General features: G+C 36.6%; 10 protein-coding genes and 1 tRNA gene. 3 read left to right on the top strand and 8 right to left on the bottom strand.

Annotation, left to right across the window (positions count from 1 at the left end):
* Positions 1–11 precede the first annotated feature (11 nt).
* The 4 genes from A3EM_RS0140065 to A3EM_RS0140050 all read right to left on the bottom strand — a co-directional run bounded on the left by A3EM_RS0140065 (position 12) and on the right by A3EM_RS0140050 (position 2697).
* Positions 12–341 carry a hypothetical protein gene (locus A3EM_RS0140065; protein ID WP_020533874.1) on the bottom strand — a complete coding sequence of 110 codons (330 nt, stop codon included), beginning with the start codon at positions 339–341 and terminating at the stop codon, positions 12–14.
* A 53-nt stretch (positions 342–394) separates the two neighbouring features.
* On the bottom strand, positions 395–1225 hold the full coding sequence (locus A3EM_RS0140060) for a MotA/TolQ/ExbB proton channel family protein (RefSeq protein ID WP_020533873.1): 831 nt from the start codon (positions 1223–1225) through the stop codon (positions 395–397).
* A gap of 84 nt (positions 1226–1309) precedes the next feature.
* Positions 1310–1399: transfer RNA gene (locus A3EM_RS0140055), tRNA-Ser, on the bottom strand.
* 230 nt (positions 1400–1629) lie between these two features.
* Positions 1630–2697: an asparaginase gene (locus A3EM_RS0140050; protein WP_020533872.1), complete on the bottom strand. Its 1068-nt coding sequence runs from the start codon at positions 2695–2697 to the stop codon at positions 1630–1632.
* A 311-nt stretch (positions 2698–3008) separates the two neighbouring features.
* Between A3EM_RS0140050 and A3EM_RS0140035 the strand changes: the two genes are divergently transcribed.
* Positions 3009–4178, top strand: a complete 1170-nt coding sequence (locus A3EM_RS0140035; protein ID WP_020533869.1) for an SGNH/GDSL hydrolase family protein — start codon at positions 3009–3011, stop codon at positions 4176–4178.
* 119 nt (positions 4179–4297) lie between these two features.
* Positions 4298–5143, top strand: coding sequence for a zinc-dependent peptidase (locus tag A3EM_RS0140030; protein WP_020533868.1), 846 nt, complete (start codon positions 4298–4300; stop codon positions 5141–5143).
* A gap of 12 nt (positions 5144–5155) precedes the next feature.
* On the opposite strand, the gene A3EM_RS0140025 is transcribed toward A3EM_RS0140030, so the two are convergent.
* Positions 5156–6679 carry a GH3 auxin-responsive promoter family protein gene (locus A3EM_RS0140025; RefSeq protein ID WP_026210889.1) on the bottom strand — a complete coding sequence of 508 codons (1524 nt, stop codon included), beginning with the start codon at positions 6677–6679 and terminating at the stop codon, positions 5156–5158.
* 134 nt (positions 6680–6813) lie between these two features.
* Positions 6814–7554, bottom strand: coding sequence for an LPS export ABC transporter ATP-binding protein (gene lptB / locus A3EM_RS0140020; protein ID WP_020533866.1), 741 nt, complete (start codon positions 7552–7554; stop codon positions 6814–6816).
* Between the two features lie 743 nt (positions 7555–8297).
* Here lptB and A3EM_RS45205 point away from each other — a divergent pair.
* Positions 8298–11750, top strand: coding sequence for a two-component regulator propeller domain-containing protein (locus A3EM_RS45205; protein ID WP_020533865.1), 3453 nt, complete (start codon positions 8298–8300; stop codon positions 11748–11750).
* A 20-nt stretch (positions 11751–11770) separates the two neighbouring features.
* On the opposite strand, the gene A3EM_RS0140010 is transcribed toward A3EM_RS45205, so the two are convergent.
* Positions 11771–14722 carry a tetratricopeptide repeat protein gene (locus A3EM_RS0140010; RefSeq protein ID WP_020533864.1) on the bottom strand — a complete coding sequence of 984 codons (2952 nt, stop codon included), beginning with the start codon at positions 14720–14722 and terminating at the stop codon, positions 11771–11773.
* 182 nt (positions 14723–14904) lie between these two features.
* Positions 14905–16677, bottom strand: coding sequence for a signal peptide peptidase SppA (gene sppA, locus A3EM_RS0140005; protein WP_020533863.1), 1773 nt, complete (start codon positions 16675–16677; stop codon positions 14905–14907).
* Between the last annotated feature and the right edge of the window lie 147 nt (positions 16678–16824).

Here is a 16824-nt window from a genome sequence, read left to right as displayed (position 1 = left end):
AATTTTTTTGTTTATTTAAATAGCTTTGATACTTCGGTATAAATAATACCCAAGAATGCTACTACTAGCATAATATAAAACATAGTCAAGGCACCACCTATCAACTTAGACATGCCTGAGTCTACATCAAACTCCATGTATTTTGGCGTTACTTCATCGCCAGCAAGGGCATATCCGATGAAGTAAACAACCACTAACACGGCAATTCCTACAAGGCTACCAATAATACTTTTTGGATCCTGAACCGATTTAATTATAGGCATTACAACAGCAACTATAGCGGCAAGGATAACAAGTATATAAGCAGCTCTTAATCCATAATCTGCAATTACTAAATCCATGTATCTAATTATTTATAATTCTTAAAATATTAAAAGCTAATATGAATTAATAATTAGCTATTAGAGATCTTGTGCTTAACTAGAACATCTACCAAAGAGATAGAAGCATCTTCCATGTCATTTACAATAGAATCAACTTTAGATACACAGTAGTTATAGAATAACTGAAGGATAATCGCTACGATAAGACCAGCAACTGTAGTTAAAAGTGCTACTTTAATACCACCAGCAACCAACGATGGAGAAATATCACCAGCAGCTTCGATAGAGTCAAATGCACCGATCATACCAATTACAGTACCCATGAAACCAAGCATAGGAGCAAGAGAGATGAAAAGAGAAATCCATACTAATCCTTTTTCTAATCTACCCATTTCAACAGAACCGTAAGCAATGATAGATTTTTCAACCATATCAATTCCTTCAGACATTCTCATTAATCCCTGAGTAAAAATAGAAGCAACAGGACCTTTAGTGGCTTTAGTTACATTAGTTGCGGCATCAATCCCGCCTTCTTCTATGGCTTGTTCTACTCTTTCAACTAATTTCTTAGTATTAGTAGTAGCAAGGTTTAGAGAAATAATTCTCTCCAAGGCGATAGCCAAACCTAAAATTAAACAAAGCAATACAGGGCTCATAAATCTCCAGTCCCCTTCAATAAATTTTTCTTTGATGATTTGATGAAATGATTGTGGCTCTTCAACTTCTTCGGGCTCAGGTGTTGATGGCATAACCGGTGCCGGTGCTTCAACTGCAGCAGAATCTTCTTCTACCATTGATGTAGTGTCTCCTTCTGTTCCTTCTTCATTTTGCGCGAAAGTGGCTGAAGTTAGTCCGAAAGTTATTGCACAAATAAAGAACAATAATGTGAATAATTTTTTCATAACCTATTTTTTAATGTTCAATTTTAAGTTTACAATTTTTCCTGTATGAATGTTTAATTTATTCCAAATGTTAAATAATTGGAGCGGAGAGAAAGGGATTCGAACCCTTGGTACCCTTTCTCAGAGCACACCCGCTTTCCAGGCGAGCACCTTCAGCCACTCGGTCACCTCTCCAGTTCTTGTAATGTATAATCCAAAACTACAAAAAAGATACATCACTGTGAAAAACTTTTTTGAAAACAAGCTATTTTCCTTTCAAGGGGTATTTTCACATTGCGCAAATAAATCAATAAAAATAACTTAATGCAAATTTTCTAAATATTAATTTTCTAAATATTAATTGGACTATATCCGGAACTATTTCCCTCAAAATGACTCCATATTCATGTAAGGTTTTGCGTGTTTTAGCTGATTTCTCCAGCCACTGAAGCTTCAAGGATTTCCCTTATTTCTTTAGGGTTTTCTTTGGTGGCGAGTACAAACATCAATTTAGTAATGGCAGCTTCTGTAGTCATATCACCCCCTCCAATTACCCCAATTTCAGCTAAATGTTTGCTGGTTAGGTATTTTCCCTGGGTTACACTTCCTCCATTACACTGCGATACATTTAAAATAATAATTCCCCTCTGAATGGCCTGATTGATAATTTTGAGAAATTTTTCATCGGTAGGTGCATTTCCCGAACCAAATGTTTCCAGCACAATTCCTTTTAGTTTTGGATTACTGAAAAAACTTTCCATAAACTCCCAGGATAAGCCCGGAAATATTTTTAAAATGGCCACCTTTTCTTCCATTTTCTGGTGGATTTTCAAGGGCTTTCCTTCTGGCTTTTTGGTGGCCGGCAGGTTATAATCTATGTGTATTCCGGCAACAGCCAGTGCAGGATAATTGGCAGACTCGAAAGCCGTAAAATTGAAATTTTGTACCTTTTTAGCCCTGTTTCCCCTAAGCAACAAATGATCGAAATAAATACAAACTTCGGGCACAAGGGACTGACCATTTTTCTTATTGGCCGCAATTTCCAGGGCGGCAATTAAATTATCCCGAGCATCGGTTCTGCTGGCACCAATGGGCAATTGTGCACCAGTAAAAATCACCGGTTTGCCTAAATTTTCCAATAAAAAACTAAGGGCTGAAGCACTAAATGCCATAGTATCTGTACCATGGAGAATTACGAAACCGTCATAATCGTCATAAAAGTCCCCGATTATTCTAGTTAATTCCATCCAGTGGCTGATCCCAATATCTGAGGAATCGAGTAATTTACTAAAAGACAGAACTGTAAGTTGGAACTCAAACCTTTTTAATTCAGGAACTTTTTCAATAATTTTTTCAAAATCGAAAGGAATCAGACTCCCAGTGGCTTCATCATAATCCATCCCAATGGTACCACCGGTATAAATGATCAACACTGATCCGTAAAGGCTTCTTTGAATTGAGGTATTTATATTTACGGTTTTATAGTATTTCATTAAATTTAAAATTTCCCGGGTGGGTTCCTCCTAAACTGTCCCTTCCTGCTTTGTGATAAAATTGATTTATATGAAACCCAAAATTATAAATCTTCAATATTATATGGAAATAAAATAAATTATTTAAGAAATTTTCAAATAAAACACTTTTTTATTTCCATACTTATAAAAAAAATACTATTATTCATTTTTCAACCTCTCCTAAATCCTGATTTTTTGAATAAGATAAAAAATTTCTATTTGGAAAATAATGGGAGGATACTATTAGGTTTATATTTTTGTTTCCGGTGTTTAGGGGAAACACACGATTAATGGAGTTCAAACAAAACCTGATGCATTATAAATACAGCTGTTTTCAAAAAATCTTTATTGCTATTGCGATAAGTTTACCAATATTTTTGTGGTCTTGTGGAGAAAGAAAACCTGATTACCATTCTGTTCTTCCTGGGCACACTCATTTTCAGTATACAGGAAGATTCGACTTTTCGCAAAATAACAAAGCCCGCTTTGCCTGGACAGGCTCCAGCATTTCTTTCGCTTTTAAAGGTGCTAATTGCACTGCTATTTTTAAAAACTTATCGGATATCAAAGATGGTTATGGCAAACTTCAAAGCAATTTTTTTGATGTCACACTTGATGGGAAACACACCTTTTTACTGGAAACGACAAATGACAGCCTGGTTTATCCGCTGGTTTCCAACCTGAAGGATACCGTTCACACGATTCAGATTTTCAAACGCACGGAAGCAGCATGTGGTACGGTGGAATTTCATGGATTGCGACTGGATACTGGCGATTATCTGATTCCTATCCGGAAACCTTATAGCCGTAAAATAGAATTTATTGGCAATTCCATTACATGTGGGTATGGAAATGAGGGGGATAGTGCCCGTTGTAAATTCACCCCCAAAACAGAGAATGGAAACAAAACTTTTAGTGCCATTACAGCCCGAAATTTAAAGGCAGAGTATGTGGCCATAGCCATGTCGGGTAAAGGTATGGTACAAAATTACAACAGAGAGAATTTGGAAACTATGCCCAGACTATATGAGAGAATTCTGCCTGGAGATAGTCTCAGCCAGTGGAATTTTTCCAGCTGGATTCCCGATGCTGTAGTGATAAACCTGGGAACCAATGACTTTGCCCATGAAAATCCGGACAGAGTCTTTTTTGTTTCGGCTTACAAAAATTTCCTTAAAAGAATCCGGAAAAATTACCCGGACAAACCAATTTTTTGTCTTACCAGTCCAATGGTTTCGGATGCTTATCCAAAGCCAAGAAAAGTCCGGACTACTCTTTCTAATTATATAAAAAATATTATTGTGGATCTTGAAAAAGAGGGTTACTCCAAAATATACTGGCATACCCTTTCGGAACAGGGAAAACTGGGTTTGGGCTGCGATTTTCATCCCAACCTCAGGCAACATAAAGCCAATGCAGATGAATTGACTTCATTCATCAGGAAAAAACTGGGGTGGTAAATTCCATTATCTGGAATTTAATCTCCTTATCATATGGCAATATATAAATCATCTAAAATTGTAATATTTCTTGGTGATTTAGGTACTAACAGTTTGCAGACATCTTCAATAATCAGTTTATGATCAATACTAACATCGCTACAATACTTTCAAAAGCTCCAGAGGCGGCTTATTCCTTCTCAGGACTTTATTTTTTGGTAATAATGGGAGGAGTAATTTTATATGCAATTTCAGCATATAGAAATGGTAAGCCTTACACCAATGCCATTCCAAAATCTTTTAGAAATATTAATCCGGCTTACCTAAAGCCACTCACAAAATATTTCGCTTATTACCAAAAGCTTTCACCTGCAAACAAAAAGATTTTCGAAAAAAGAGTACAATATTTCATCGATTCCAAACAATTTATTTCCAGAGGAAGTGGAAAAATCACCCCTGAAATGAAGGCTTTGATTGCAGCATCGGCCATTCAGCTTACTTTTGGGTTGAAAGATATTTACCTTGCCAATTTCAAAAGGATTTTGGTTTACCCGGATGATTATTATTCTACCATTTACAGAAGGTACCACAAGGGAGAAGTTAATCCTAAAGCGAAGCTCATTGTTCTTTCATGGAGAAGTTTTTTGGAAGGCTATATCGATCCATCTGATTCGATTAATTTGGGGCTTCATGAAATGGCTCATGCTTTACACCTGGAAAATAAAATTCAGAATGAGGAATATGGTTTTTTGGATAAAAAGCAACTTAGGGAATTTGAGAAATTGACCAAAAGGGAAACTTCCAAAATAAAAAATGGAGAGGAAAGTATTTTCAGGGATTATGTGGGTGGAAATAATTACGAGTTTTTTGCCGGATGTGTGGAAGTGTTTTTTGAAAATCCTTATTTATTTAAAAAGGAAGTTCCTGATTTATACTTCATTTTTACGAAACTTTTAAATCAGGACCCTACAGTAATATTAAGCTAGAAGTTGGTGACATTAATTGGCTCCAACTTCCAAAAGTTTTAAAATATCATCTACAAACTCTCGGTTATTGGAAAGTCTGGGCACTTTATTTTGCCCACCAAGTTTCCCCCGGTTTTTCATCCATTGATAAAAAGTACCCGAAGGAGCTGCATGTACTTTTGGCCTCACGAGTGCCATATCCTTATACCTTTTGGCATCATAATCCGAATTGACTTCTCGAAGTGTTTCATCAAGCAGGTTGGTAAACTTATCGAGATCATCAGGATCATTTTCAAATTCTATGATCCATTCATGCCCACCTTTTTTCCCGGCTTCCAGATAAATGGGCGCAGCGGTAAAATTCACAATTCTGGCATTTGTTTTTTTACAGGCTTTGGAAATGGCGGTTTCTGCATTTTCTATAATCACCTCTTCTCCAAATGCATTGATGAAATGCTTAGTCCGTCCTGAAATTTTTATTCTGTAAGGATAAGTAGAGGTAAATTTTACAGTATCACCTATTTTATATCGCCACAAGCCACCATTTGTACTGATCAACATGGCATAATTTTTCCCAATTTCCACATCCCCCAATGTCACTACTTTTGGATTTTCTTTATCGGATTCCTCCATAGGAATAAATTCATAAAAAACGCCATAATCCAACATCAGCAGCATTTCATTAGGTTTGCTGGTATCCTGCATTCCAAAAAAGCCTTCAGAGGCATTGTATAATTCCAGATATAGCAAATCATCGTTGGGTATTAGCTTTTTGAAAGTTTCCCGATAAGGATCAAAAGCCACTGCTCCATGGGAAAAAACATCCAGGTTTGGCCATACTTCCAGAATATTTTTGGCACCAGTCAGTTCGAGTATTCTCTCCAATAACACAATGGTCCAGGTAGGTACACCGGAAATATTAGTTACATTTTCTCTGGAAGTAATCTCTGCCATCAATCTGATTTTATCCTCCCACTTATCCATAAGTGCTATATCCAAGCCTGGTGTCCGCATATACTCCGCCCAAATGGGTAAGTTTTTCATGATGATCGCAGACACATCACCCACAAATGTGTTTGGGTTATCCTCAAATTTTGCATAGCTCCCTCCTATCCCAACAGTTTTTCCGCCAAAGAGTCTTGTTTCCGGCTTTCGGTTTATCATCACCGTAATAATGTCCTTACCTCCTTTATAATGGCAATCTTCCAGGGATTCTTTGGTTATGGGAATGTATTTGCTTCTGGCATTGGTAGTACCTGATGATTTAGCAAACCAATTCACTTTTGAGGGCCAAAGGATGTTATTTTCCCCCATCATCATCCGGTGAATGTAGGGGAATAAATCTTCGTAGGTGGAAACAGGCACCTGTTTTTGAAAGGCACCAAGAGCATTTATCTCAGAATAATGATACTTTTTTCCCCACTCAGTGTGCCTGGCTGAACTGATTAAGTTTTGAAAAATTTTTTCCTGGGCTTCAAGAGGTTTTTCCATAAAAAACTCTATCTGTCCCATCCGTTTACTCATCACCCAGTTAAAAAATGAATTAAGCAATTCCATCTGCAAAAACTTAAACGGTTTATGTTATATCTTTTTGGCAAAGATATTTTATTGTCAATTGGTTGTTAATTTAATTATAAGGAATTTTTCCAAACTTCCTGAACAGGAAGGGTGGTAATCGTAGAAAAGTTCAGTTAATCATCAAAAACTTTTCTTTTAAATTCATATTTTTCTCCCAGGTAGGCTTTTCTTACAATAGGATCCGCCACAAGTTCTTCTGGAACTCCATCTCTCAAAATACTTCCCTGTGAAAGAATATAGGCTCTGCTGGTAATTGAAAGTGTTTCAGTTACATTATGGTCGGTAATCAGGATTCCGATATTCTTGTCTTTAAGCTTAAAAACAATTCTTTGAATTTCTTCCACCGCAATAGGGTCAACACCAGCAAATGGTTCATCCAGAAGCACAAACTTTGGATCAACGGATAAGGCCCGTGCAATTTCCGTCCGTCTCCTCTCTCCCCCAGAAAGTACCATCCCCAGGTTTTTTCTCACATGTCCAAGACTAAACTCTTCAATTAATTCCTCCACCTTATCCATCTGTTCCTTTTTACTCATCTTTGTCATTTGCAAAGGTGTAAGGATATTCTCTTCTACAGTCAGGGTACGAAAAACAGAAGGCTCCTGAGCCAGATACCCTACCCCTAGTTTTGCCCGCTGGAACATTGGCAATCCGGTTATATTATCCTGGTCGAGATATATTTTTCCCTGGTTTGGTTTAATCAGGCCAACTATCATATAGAAGGATGTCGTTTTTCCTGCTCCGTTTGGCCCCAGCAAACCAACAATTTCTCCCTGACTTACCTCCACAGAAACATCATTTACCACAGTTCTGCCTTTGTATTTTTTTATTAGATTATCTGCCTTTAATACCATTTTACAATCACAAATTGAGTACTTCCTATTTTTAAGGTTGAGCGTATGGATAAATTTTACAAAAAACTGAATTCCACAAAAGTCAAATAAATTGAGTTTTTGGATTAGTGATTCATGTGGATGAAAATTCAGCTTAAAAAATCAAAAATAAGGGAAAATTCGGCATCCTGAAAGATATTAGCAATATGCCCAAAATGATATATATTAAAACAAGCCTAACAATCTTATAATCAAATCTTTATATTGAATTAAAAAAAGTTAAAGTTCAGAACAATTCCTTTTATACCCTTTGCTTTCTGATTATTTAATTTTGGAACTTATCTTCATTATCCAGGTTTTCGGATAGCCATTATTTTTTGAAATGTCACTCGATTTTATTATAAGCATCAATGTTATTCCACAATTTTTTTTAACAAATACAATTATTAAAATATCGGAAAGTATTTTTAATCTCTCATATCGACTGTAACCAGTATACTTTCTTCCAAAAAACTGTGAATCTTTCCTACAATATTTTCTTGAAAAAGTACCAAAATTGATTTTTTCTAAAAAAGCCTAATATACTTTTTTTAAACAGAACCTAGGCAAAAGGTGGAATTGGTCAAAAAAAGTCCTCCTTTCATCTTTCATAAAGATTATTTTTAATTAAATTAGTTAACCGCTACCTAAATACCATCATTATCAAAATAACAATAGAATATATTAAAAAAAACATAAAAAACTTCTACAAAAGAATCCTTTTGTTGTGGTGTTTTTTAAGTTTTACCTCCATTCTATTCGCTCAAACTTACCAAAATATAAAATTCAAGCATTTTACTATATTAGATGGCCTTTCTCAAAATAATGTAATTGCCCTCCTTCAGGATAATGAAGGATTTATCTGGATAGGTACGGAAGATGGGGTTAATAAATTTGATGGAAAAACATTCACCATTTACCGTCATAATCCTGACGATTCAGGGTCAATCAACCATAATAACATAAGGACCATTTTTGAAGACTCCCAGAAAAGACTTTGGATAGGTTCTCACAAGGGATTGAACATTTATAACAGGAAGAAAGACAATTTTATTGAAGTACTTAAAGCAGCAAATATTACCAGTATTTTCGAAGATTCAGATGGCAATATCTGGTTTGGGAGCTGGAACGAAGGAATAAGTGTACTACCAGCTGGAAAAAGCTTTCGCAACATATCAAATTTTATACAAATAGAAGAAAGCCTTACCCATCCCAGGATCATGTCCATAATGCAAAAAGAAAAGAGTGAATTATGGCTGGGCACACTTGGCGGAGGCATAAATATTTTAAAAGTAAACCCTGAAGCGTTTGAAAGCTCAAAAGTAAGGAGAATTCCTCCTTTATCGTCTCAGGGTACAGGCCTTAATACTGAATTGATTAATGACATTATAAAAACAAAGAATGGGGATATTTATGTAGGATCAAAAGATAATGGCCTGTTTAAACTTCAGGATCCAGAAGAAAAAAACAATTATAAATTTGAACTCATAAAACTCCGGGATAACACTTCAAACAGAGAACAATCAAAAAGTATTACCTACATAAATGAAGATAAATATGGGGCCATTTGGGTTTCTTCAGAAAATGGTTTGTTTATTCTGGATAGAAAAAACAACAAAGAGTACCATTATAGGGCAAACCCAAGAAGTGAAGCTTCAATAATTGCCAATAACACCAGAAGTATCATCAATGATAATCAGGGAAGGGTATGGATTGGCTCCAGGCTGGGAGGTATTGATTTATATGATCCAATTGAAATAAAATTTTTCACCCTAACCTTTACCAATGATAATAAGGGAGTGAGCCATCCCAATATTTCCTCAATTGCTGAAGATGAAAATGAAAACCTGTGGTTAGCCACTGACGGTGGAGGTTTAAACTTTTACGATAAACAAAAGAAAACATTCACCTATTTTCAATATGATCCCAACAACCCACACTCTATTTCAAGTAATAAAGCCTTGTCCCTTTGTTTGGATACGGACGGAATCTGGGTAGGGACCTGGATGGGAGGTTTAAATTTTTACAGTTTTAAGGATAAGAAATTTTACAGATTTAAAAATGATCCTAAAGATCCTACCAGTATCTCAGATAATCGCATTTTTTACATTTTAAAAGACAGCAAAGGTAATATTTGGGTATGTACTTATGGTGGTGGCCTAAACCTTTTCGATAGAGAAACCAAATCTTTCAAAAAATTCACCCGGAAAAATAATGGACTTATCAATGACAACCTGATTACCATGTATGAAGATTCCAACAACCATTTTTGGATTGGAACTTTATTGGGCGGATTAGATCGATTTGACCCGGAGACCTTTGAGGTAACCAACTATAGCTATTCGGAGGAAGATTCATCCAGTTTAAGTCATGACTTCATTTTATCAATTTTAGAGGACCAAACAGGCAATCTCCTGGTGGGAACTGATGGAGGAGGCTTGAATATTATGAATCCTCAAACAGGTTCCTTCCGTCATTTCAGAATGAAACACGGACTGCCAAACGATGTGATTTTTGGAATTTTGTTATCAGATAATGGTAATTTTTGGCTAAGCACCAATAAGGGATTGTCCAGGTTTAACCCTAATACCCAAACATTTTTAAATTTCGATAGAAATGATGGTCTGCAAAGTAATCAATTTAACCGGTGGGCATACCATAAGGGGAAATCGGGTTTGTTTTATTTTGGAGGTATAAAGGGACTAAATTATTTTTATCCAGATAGTATAAAATTAAATGAATACCCTCCCGAAGTTAAGTTGACCAACTTTTATTTATTCAATAAAAAAATTGATGTAAGTAAAGATTCTTCAGTTCTAAAAAACCATATCGGATATACCAAGGAAGTTAAGCTGGAGCATGATCAAAGTGTTTTTAGTATCGAATTTGCCGCCCTGAATTATACGGCACCTTCCAAAAATCAATTTGCTTATATGCTGGAAGGTTTTGATGAGGAATGGAGATATATTGGAACAGAAAATAAAGCTACCTACACCAATCTTGACCCTGGGGAATATATTTTTAAGGTAAAAGCCTCCAACAACGATGGAGTTTGGAATGAAAAAGGGACTTCAATTAAAATTACCATTATTCCTCCATGGTGGCAAACATTATGGTTCAGAGGACTAGCGAGTTTAGGGACAATTTTCCTTTTATTATTAATCTACTTTTACAGAATAGGTCAGGTAAAAAAACAAAGAGATTACCTGGAAGAACAGGTTAAGTTAAGGACATCGGAATTAAACGTAAAAAATGAAGAAATTTCTTCTCAGAATGAAGAGTTGATGGCGCAACAGAAAGAACTGGAACACCAATATGAAGAATCTCTAACTACACTCAGGAGGTTACAGGAGGCCCAAAGCCAGTTGATTCAGTCTGAAAAAATGGCCTCTCTGGGTTTATTAACAGCGGGAATAGCCCATGAACTCAATAATCCAATCAATTATATAAAATCGGGAATTATAGGTCTGGAGAAATCTATAGCACGAATTTCCATTATCCTCAAAGAATATGAACTCATCGATAAAAGCAATATCAATTTAAAACTGGAAAAAATTGCCCGGCTTAAAAAAGAAGCACAATTTGATGAAATGGTTTATTTGACATTAACGGTTACCAAAAACATTGTGATGGGTGCTGAAAGGTCAGCTGAAATCATTAAAGGGCTCAAATCTTTTTCCAGGGATGAAGACAATGAATTTATCCTTTATGATATTCATCAGGGGCTGGATTCTACTTTACTCCTGCTCAATCACCTGATCAAAAATGAATTTGAAATTAAAAAGGATTATGATAAGGTACCTCGGATTTATTGTCTCCCAGGTAAACTCAATCAGGTGTTCATGAATATTCTCACCAATAGTATTCAGGCATTGGAAAATGAAAAATTGATAAAAAACAAGAAAATAAATATAACCACAACTCTCGAAAAAAATGAGGAAGGAAAGGAACAGGTAAAAATAATTTTCACGGACAATGGACCTGGAATTCCTTCAGAAATCAAGAACCAGATTTTCGAACCTTTTTTTACCACTAAAGAAGTTGGAGAAGGTACCGGTCTTGGCCTGTACATCAGTCTGAACATTATTCAAAAACACCAAGGTAAAATGATTGTGCAACCTAATCCTGAAACTAACACAGGAACGCAAACCATCATTTCCATCCCGATAGCTCACTGATATTCAAGGTAATCTATAGTTTATTCATTCATCAAATCTTTAGCTTTTTCCTGGAAAGAAGGGCCTGGTGCCAATGGCATTTTCTTCATTTTTTTCAGCATTTTTTTAACCTTCTTTTTCCCTTTTTTTCCCTCCGATGCAAGTACTTCCACCATTTTCATTCTGGCTTTCAAATGATAAGGATTAGATTTTAAGGCTAATTCCAGGCTTGTTAACAAACCAGATTTATCTCCCTCTTTTTCAGCTAATAAAGCTTGAGCAAATAACCATTCAGCATGAGCTTTTGGAAGTTTTGAATAACCTTTTCTGCTGATTATTTCCTTTGCTTCTACAGTTTTACCATTCTCCAGGTATATTCTAGCCACTTTCAATGACAAGTCATCAGACAAACTATTGAGGTCCGAAATTTCATTTACTAAATTCAGGGCTTTATCCGGAGCACCCAATTGCGCCTGAATTTCTGCCATTCTTATTAAGAGCTGTGGGTTTACTTCACCAGCTGCTTTGCCCAGTAAATAACTTTCACCCAGCAAATCAAATCCTTCCTGGGCTTTCCCATTTGTAGCTAAAACTTCGCTTAGCATAAACCGATAATTCAATTGCTGAGGATTTGATTTTACCAGCCTCTCCAAATCTCTTTCAGTATTCCCCGGATACCCTAAGATGCCCTTTTGGTAAGCCACAAAAGCAAGTGCCAAATCCCTTTTATCCCGCAGATAAGTAGAAATTGTAGGAGCAACGGTGAGGTAAGAATGAGTGATCTCAATAGCCTCTTTTACTTTTCCAAAATTCACATACATTTCCCTCAACTCCCGATTCAGAGTAGTCCATTCATTCAAATCTTTCTCCAGTGACAAGGCATTGGCATAATTGAGTTGTACCTGCATAAAAGCTTTGTTTAAGTCCAGGTCACCATTTTCAAAACTGGCCTGATAGAAATGGGCTTTGGCTTTATAAACCTGTGGATTATTGGGGTCCTTGCCTAAAGCAGTTTGCAACCAGGCCTCACTTTCCGGGAGCTGTTTGGTTTCATTTTTAAGTTGAGAGTAGCTCAGGTAAGTGGGAATATAATCCCTATCCAGCTGTAAGGCAGAATCCAGGTAGGAAGAAGCCAGTGAAACCCATGCCGGATTATCTTTTGCAGTGCTAACATCCTCTGATAAATTGATATAAACCTGGGCAAGATTCCTGTTTAGGACTTCTGATTTTCCTTCCAAAGCCATGTTTTGCTGTTTCACCAGGGAATCTATAAAAGCATATGTTTCTGGATCCTTGTTTTTTAAGTCCCAAACTGTATTCATAGATTTATGGTTAAGAGGATGAACTTTTTGAGTAGCAAAATAAGCTGTGTAGGTCTGAGCCAAAAATTCGTGTTCATTATTTGCGGCATAATAATCAAGCGTCAACCCTTTTTTCATGGCATTGTAATACAACGCTCTTACCCTTCTTTTTTGATTATCCGTAAAAACCCTGGAATGGAATAAATGCACATATTCATGTAATACTACATTTCTTTCCAAATGAGCTCCTCTTTCCACATATTCAATGCCAGCAGCACCTGAACCTACTCCCCTGATATCCATCCACTGTCTATTATCAAAAGTAGTGGATTCTTTAAAATACTTATTGTTCATGGCAGTTGCCAAATCTCTGTGTAAGGGAGGAATTACAAATTTTAGTTTTTGCTTTTGTAGCAGAGGGATATAGGCACTACTGGAAAACAAAGCACTCCATACCATTTTTTGTACCCGGTCCCCTGCATAATAATTTACATCAGGGAAAACTTTTGCAAATCCCTTTTTATTGGAAATTTCTGTTTTGGAAATGGCATTTTCCAGCGAGTCAAACTCCTTCAGATAAGCCATTCTTTTTTGCTTCACCACAGCAGCTAACCCGTTGTGAGCCGGACCATAATTTTGCTTTGTGTGGAGGATTTCCCCAAAAGTCCGTTGTGCTGAATCGAGCCTCGAGTCTCCCAATTGATAATGCATATAAAAAGCCGAACCCCGCATCATTGCCGGAAGGACCGATTTTGGAAATTTTTTCTCTATAGCATAGGTAAATTCGATGGCAGCATCCACTTGATTTTGGGCAATTAATTCGTCCCCCTTTTTCAATTCCTTAAAAACCATATCATCCTTAGGGGAAAAATAATCCTTATAAGTAAGCTGGGTGTGCCCATTTCCCCAATGCCAGTTAGTTTTATAATGTAATGGATTTAATTCCAGAGCCAAAGCCCACTGTTCCGCCATTTTATCCAGCAATTCCACCTCTCCTTTCCTCCAAATCGCATAACCATAATTAAATCTTGCATCTACCAGATAGGGATTTAATTCCAGGGATTTTTTTAGTGGCTCAATTGATTTTTCCGGTTGTTGTTGCCAGAAGTATACATCTGATTCCAGTAAATAAGCCTCAGCACTGTTCGCATTCAATGCCTGAGCCTCCTTCGCCAACTTTAATGCCTCATCATATTGCTTTTGTAAAAGTTTAATCTCCCCGAGCATTACCAAGGCCTTATCATCAAATTTTACATCTGCCAGTCTTTGGTTACAAATTTTCACTGCCTCTTCCAATTCCCAGGCCTGGATATGAAGTGAAGCACTTAGCAACATTCCTTCTCTGTTCATTGGGGCAACGTCCAAAAGCTGTTTCACAAACTTTTCAGCTTGAAAATAATCATTGGTTTTAAAATAATACTGAGCTTTTGCCAGCAACACATCCTCAGTTTGAAGCTGATTGGCTTCAATAATCTTTCTGGCTTCCTCAAACAAGCCATATTTCAAAAGCAAAATTACCTTTTGTCCTGGTTTCAGGGCTGGGTGTTTTTTCACCAGGTTTCTTTCTGATGTAATCAAGGCCAAAACCTTTTCCGTTTCATCCGGACCAATGGACTGGGAAAAACTAAAGTGAACGGAAAAAAGAAGATATAATAATGTTAATCCTTTTATAAAGTGGTGCTGAACTTTCATCGCAAAAAAATCAATGCTAAAAAAATTGGATTGCAGCAAGCTGCATTTAAAAAGAGGTTTTAGTTTTCAAATGAAATAAAACCACCTCAATAATACTGTAAAGAAAAGAAAATGGATTTAGTATAAAAACAAAAGCCTGAAAGTCATTTTCAGGCTTTTGAAAAAAATCGATTATAATGATGTTACTTCAATTTAAAATCATAGGGCAATAAAGCCTGAACTTCTCCTTCCATTTGCTTAAGTTCCTTCACTTTTTTGATGATTGGGTAAACCTCTCCCAATTCCTTTTTCATAAAATAATTGGAAAAATAAATCTGGGAATTTTCCATAAAGGCAGTCCAGAAATCCTTTTTCTGTGGATAATATCTAACCTGGTAGTCGCCTTCCTCCAAGTTGGCCATGCCTGCAGCAATTTCTATCGATTTATCCAGCCCGCCTATTACATCCACCAATCCATTCTGATTGGCCTGGGCACCTGCCCAAACTCTCCCTGAGGCTACTTTTTTTACCTCATCAGGCTGCATTCCTCTTCCATCAGCTACTTTATTAATAAAAATTTCATACCCTCTTTCTACCGATCTTTGGAAAATTGCTTTTTCCTCTTCAGTCATTTCCTCCGTGGGATTTCCTAAATCTGCGAATTTTCCAGTTTTCACTTCATCGAAAGAAAGTCCAATTTTATCGGTAAGTAATTCTTCGGTGTTTAGTAATACAGAAAAAATACCAATAGATCCTGTAATGGTGTTTTCCCTTGCCACAATAGTATCACAAGCCATCGAAATATAATATCCTCCTGAGGCAGCTAAATCCGACATGGACGCAATAATTGGCTTAGCTTCTCTGGCCAGTTCCACTTCCCTCCAGATCACATCAGAAGCGACCATGCTTCCCCCCGGGGAATTTACCCTTAAAACTATGGCTTTAATGTTATCATTTGTTCTGGCTTTCCTAATCTCAGCCGCAATTTTATCAGAACCTATATAACCTTCAGCTCCTTCCCCACTCACAATGGTTCCTTCGGCTACAATCACCGCCACTTTCTTCTCATTGTACTTAACCCCGGTATTTTTGGTCGCTCTCTGGTATTTTCTTAGGGAAATAAAGTTAATTTTATCGTCTTCGTCTAAGCCAAGCTTTTCCCTAAGTATTCCCCCAACTTCATCGAAATAAGCAGCTTTATCCACCAGCCCAAATTTCACCGCATCAGATGTGGTTTCAATCAGATAATCATTAGTTACCTTTTTCAGTACATCCATTTCAATTTTTCTGGACTCGCTTATGTTTCTCAGAAAGATTTCGTGAAGTGTATTCAGATAAACTTCCATCTGTAATCGATTTTCCTCACTCATGTCCTTTCGGAAAAATGGCTCCACTGCACTTTTAAAATCTCCCACTTTAAAGATTTCCGCCTTAATCCCCAATTTTTCGAACATACCGGTAAAAAACATCACCTGAGAACTAAAGCCATTAAATTCCATAAAACCGATGGGATTTACATAAACTTCATCAGCTACGGATGCAATATAATATGCACCTTCACTTAAAAACTCTCCATAAGCTACAATAAATTTTCCTGAGGATTTGAAATCCTGAAGGGATTCCCTGATTTCCTGAAGAGTGGAAAATCCGGCTGAGGTAGAGCTCATATCCAGGTATATTCCCTGAATATTGTCATCATTTTTGGCATCTGCAATGGCCTTTTTCAATTCGATCAGGCCAATGGGAAAATCTGCATTGGGCATTAGAAAACCAAATTCCTCAAAGGGGTTTTCCTGTTCTATCCTTTCCTGAATGGATTGATTGAGTTGTAACCGTAAAACTGAATTATCTGCTACGGTCACTTTCTGTTCGCTTAAGCTCCCTACCATTCCTACAAATATGAAAAAGGCAAAAAGAAGAAAGACAAAAACGAACAACCCTATTACAGTTGAAAATACATTTCCTAAGAATCTCATAATTTCGCTTTATAGTTTTGAGAATTGCTCAAAGGAATCATTAAATAAAACCCCAAAAACAAAACCCGTTATTAAATTTAAGTTTGATTTACCGGCAATTTGCAAGTAACCTAAAGTTTTGATTTCAAATCACAAACTCACTGCATA

Origin of the sequence: Flexithrix dorotheae DSM 6795, from assembly GCF_000379765.1 — a bacterium.
GTDB lineage: Bacteria > Bacteroidota > Bacteroidia > Cytophagales > Flammeovirgaceae > Flexithrix > Flexithrix dorotheae.
The sequence above is the reverse complement of the archived record's forward strand: the minus strand, read 5'-3'. Positions and strand labels throughout refer to the sequence as shown.

Coding starts and splice junctions, on each gene's coding strand:
- A3EM_RS0140065 (WP_020533874.1), bottom strand. CDS start 341: ATGGATTTAGTAATTGCAGATTATGGATTAAGAGCTGCTTATATACTT.
- A3EM_RS0140010 (WP_020533864.1), bottom strand. CDS start 14,722: ATGAAAGTTCAGCACCACTTTATAAAAGGATTAACATTATTATATCTT.
- A3EM_RS0140050 (WP_020533872.1), bottom strand. CDS start 2,697: ATGAAATACTATAAAACCGTAAATATAAATACCTCAATTCAAAGAAGC.
- lptB (WP_020533866.1), bottom strand. CDS start 7,554: ATGGTATTAAAGGCAGATAATCTAATAAAAAAATACAAAGGCAGAACT.
- A3EM_RS0140060 (WP_020533873.1), bottom strand. CDS start 1,225: ATGAAAAAATTATTCACATTATTGTTCTTTATTTGTGCAATAACTTTC.
- A3EM_RS0140025 (WP_026210889.1), bottom strand. CDS start 6,679: ATGGAATTGCTTAATTCATTTTTTAACTGGGTGATGAGTAAACGGATG.
- A3EM_RS0140030 (WP_020533868.1), top strand. CDS start 4,298: ATGATCAATACTAACATCGCTACAATACTTTCAAAAGCTCCAGAGGCG.
- sppA (WP_020533863.1), bottom strand. CDS start 16,677: ATGAGATTCTTAGGAAATGTATTTTCAACTGTAATAGGGTTGTTCGTT.
- A3EM_RS0140035 (WP_020533869.1), top strand. CDS start 3,009: ATGGAGTTCAAACAAAACCTGATGCATTATAAATACAGCTGTTTTCAA.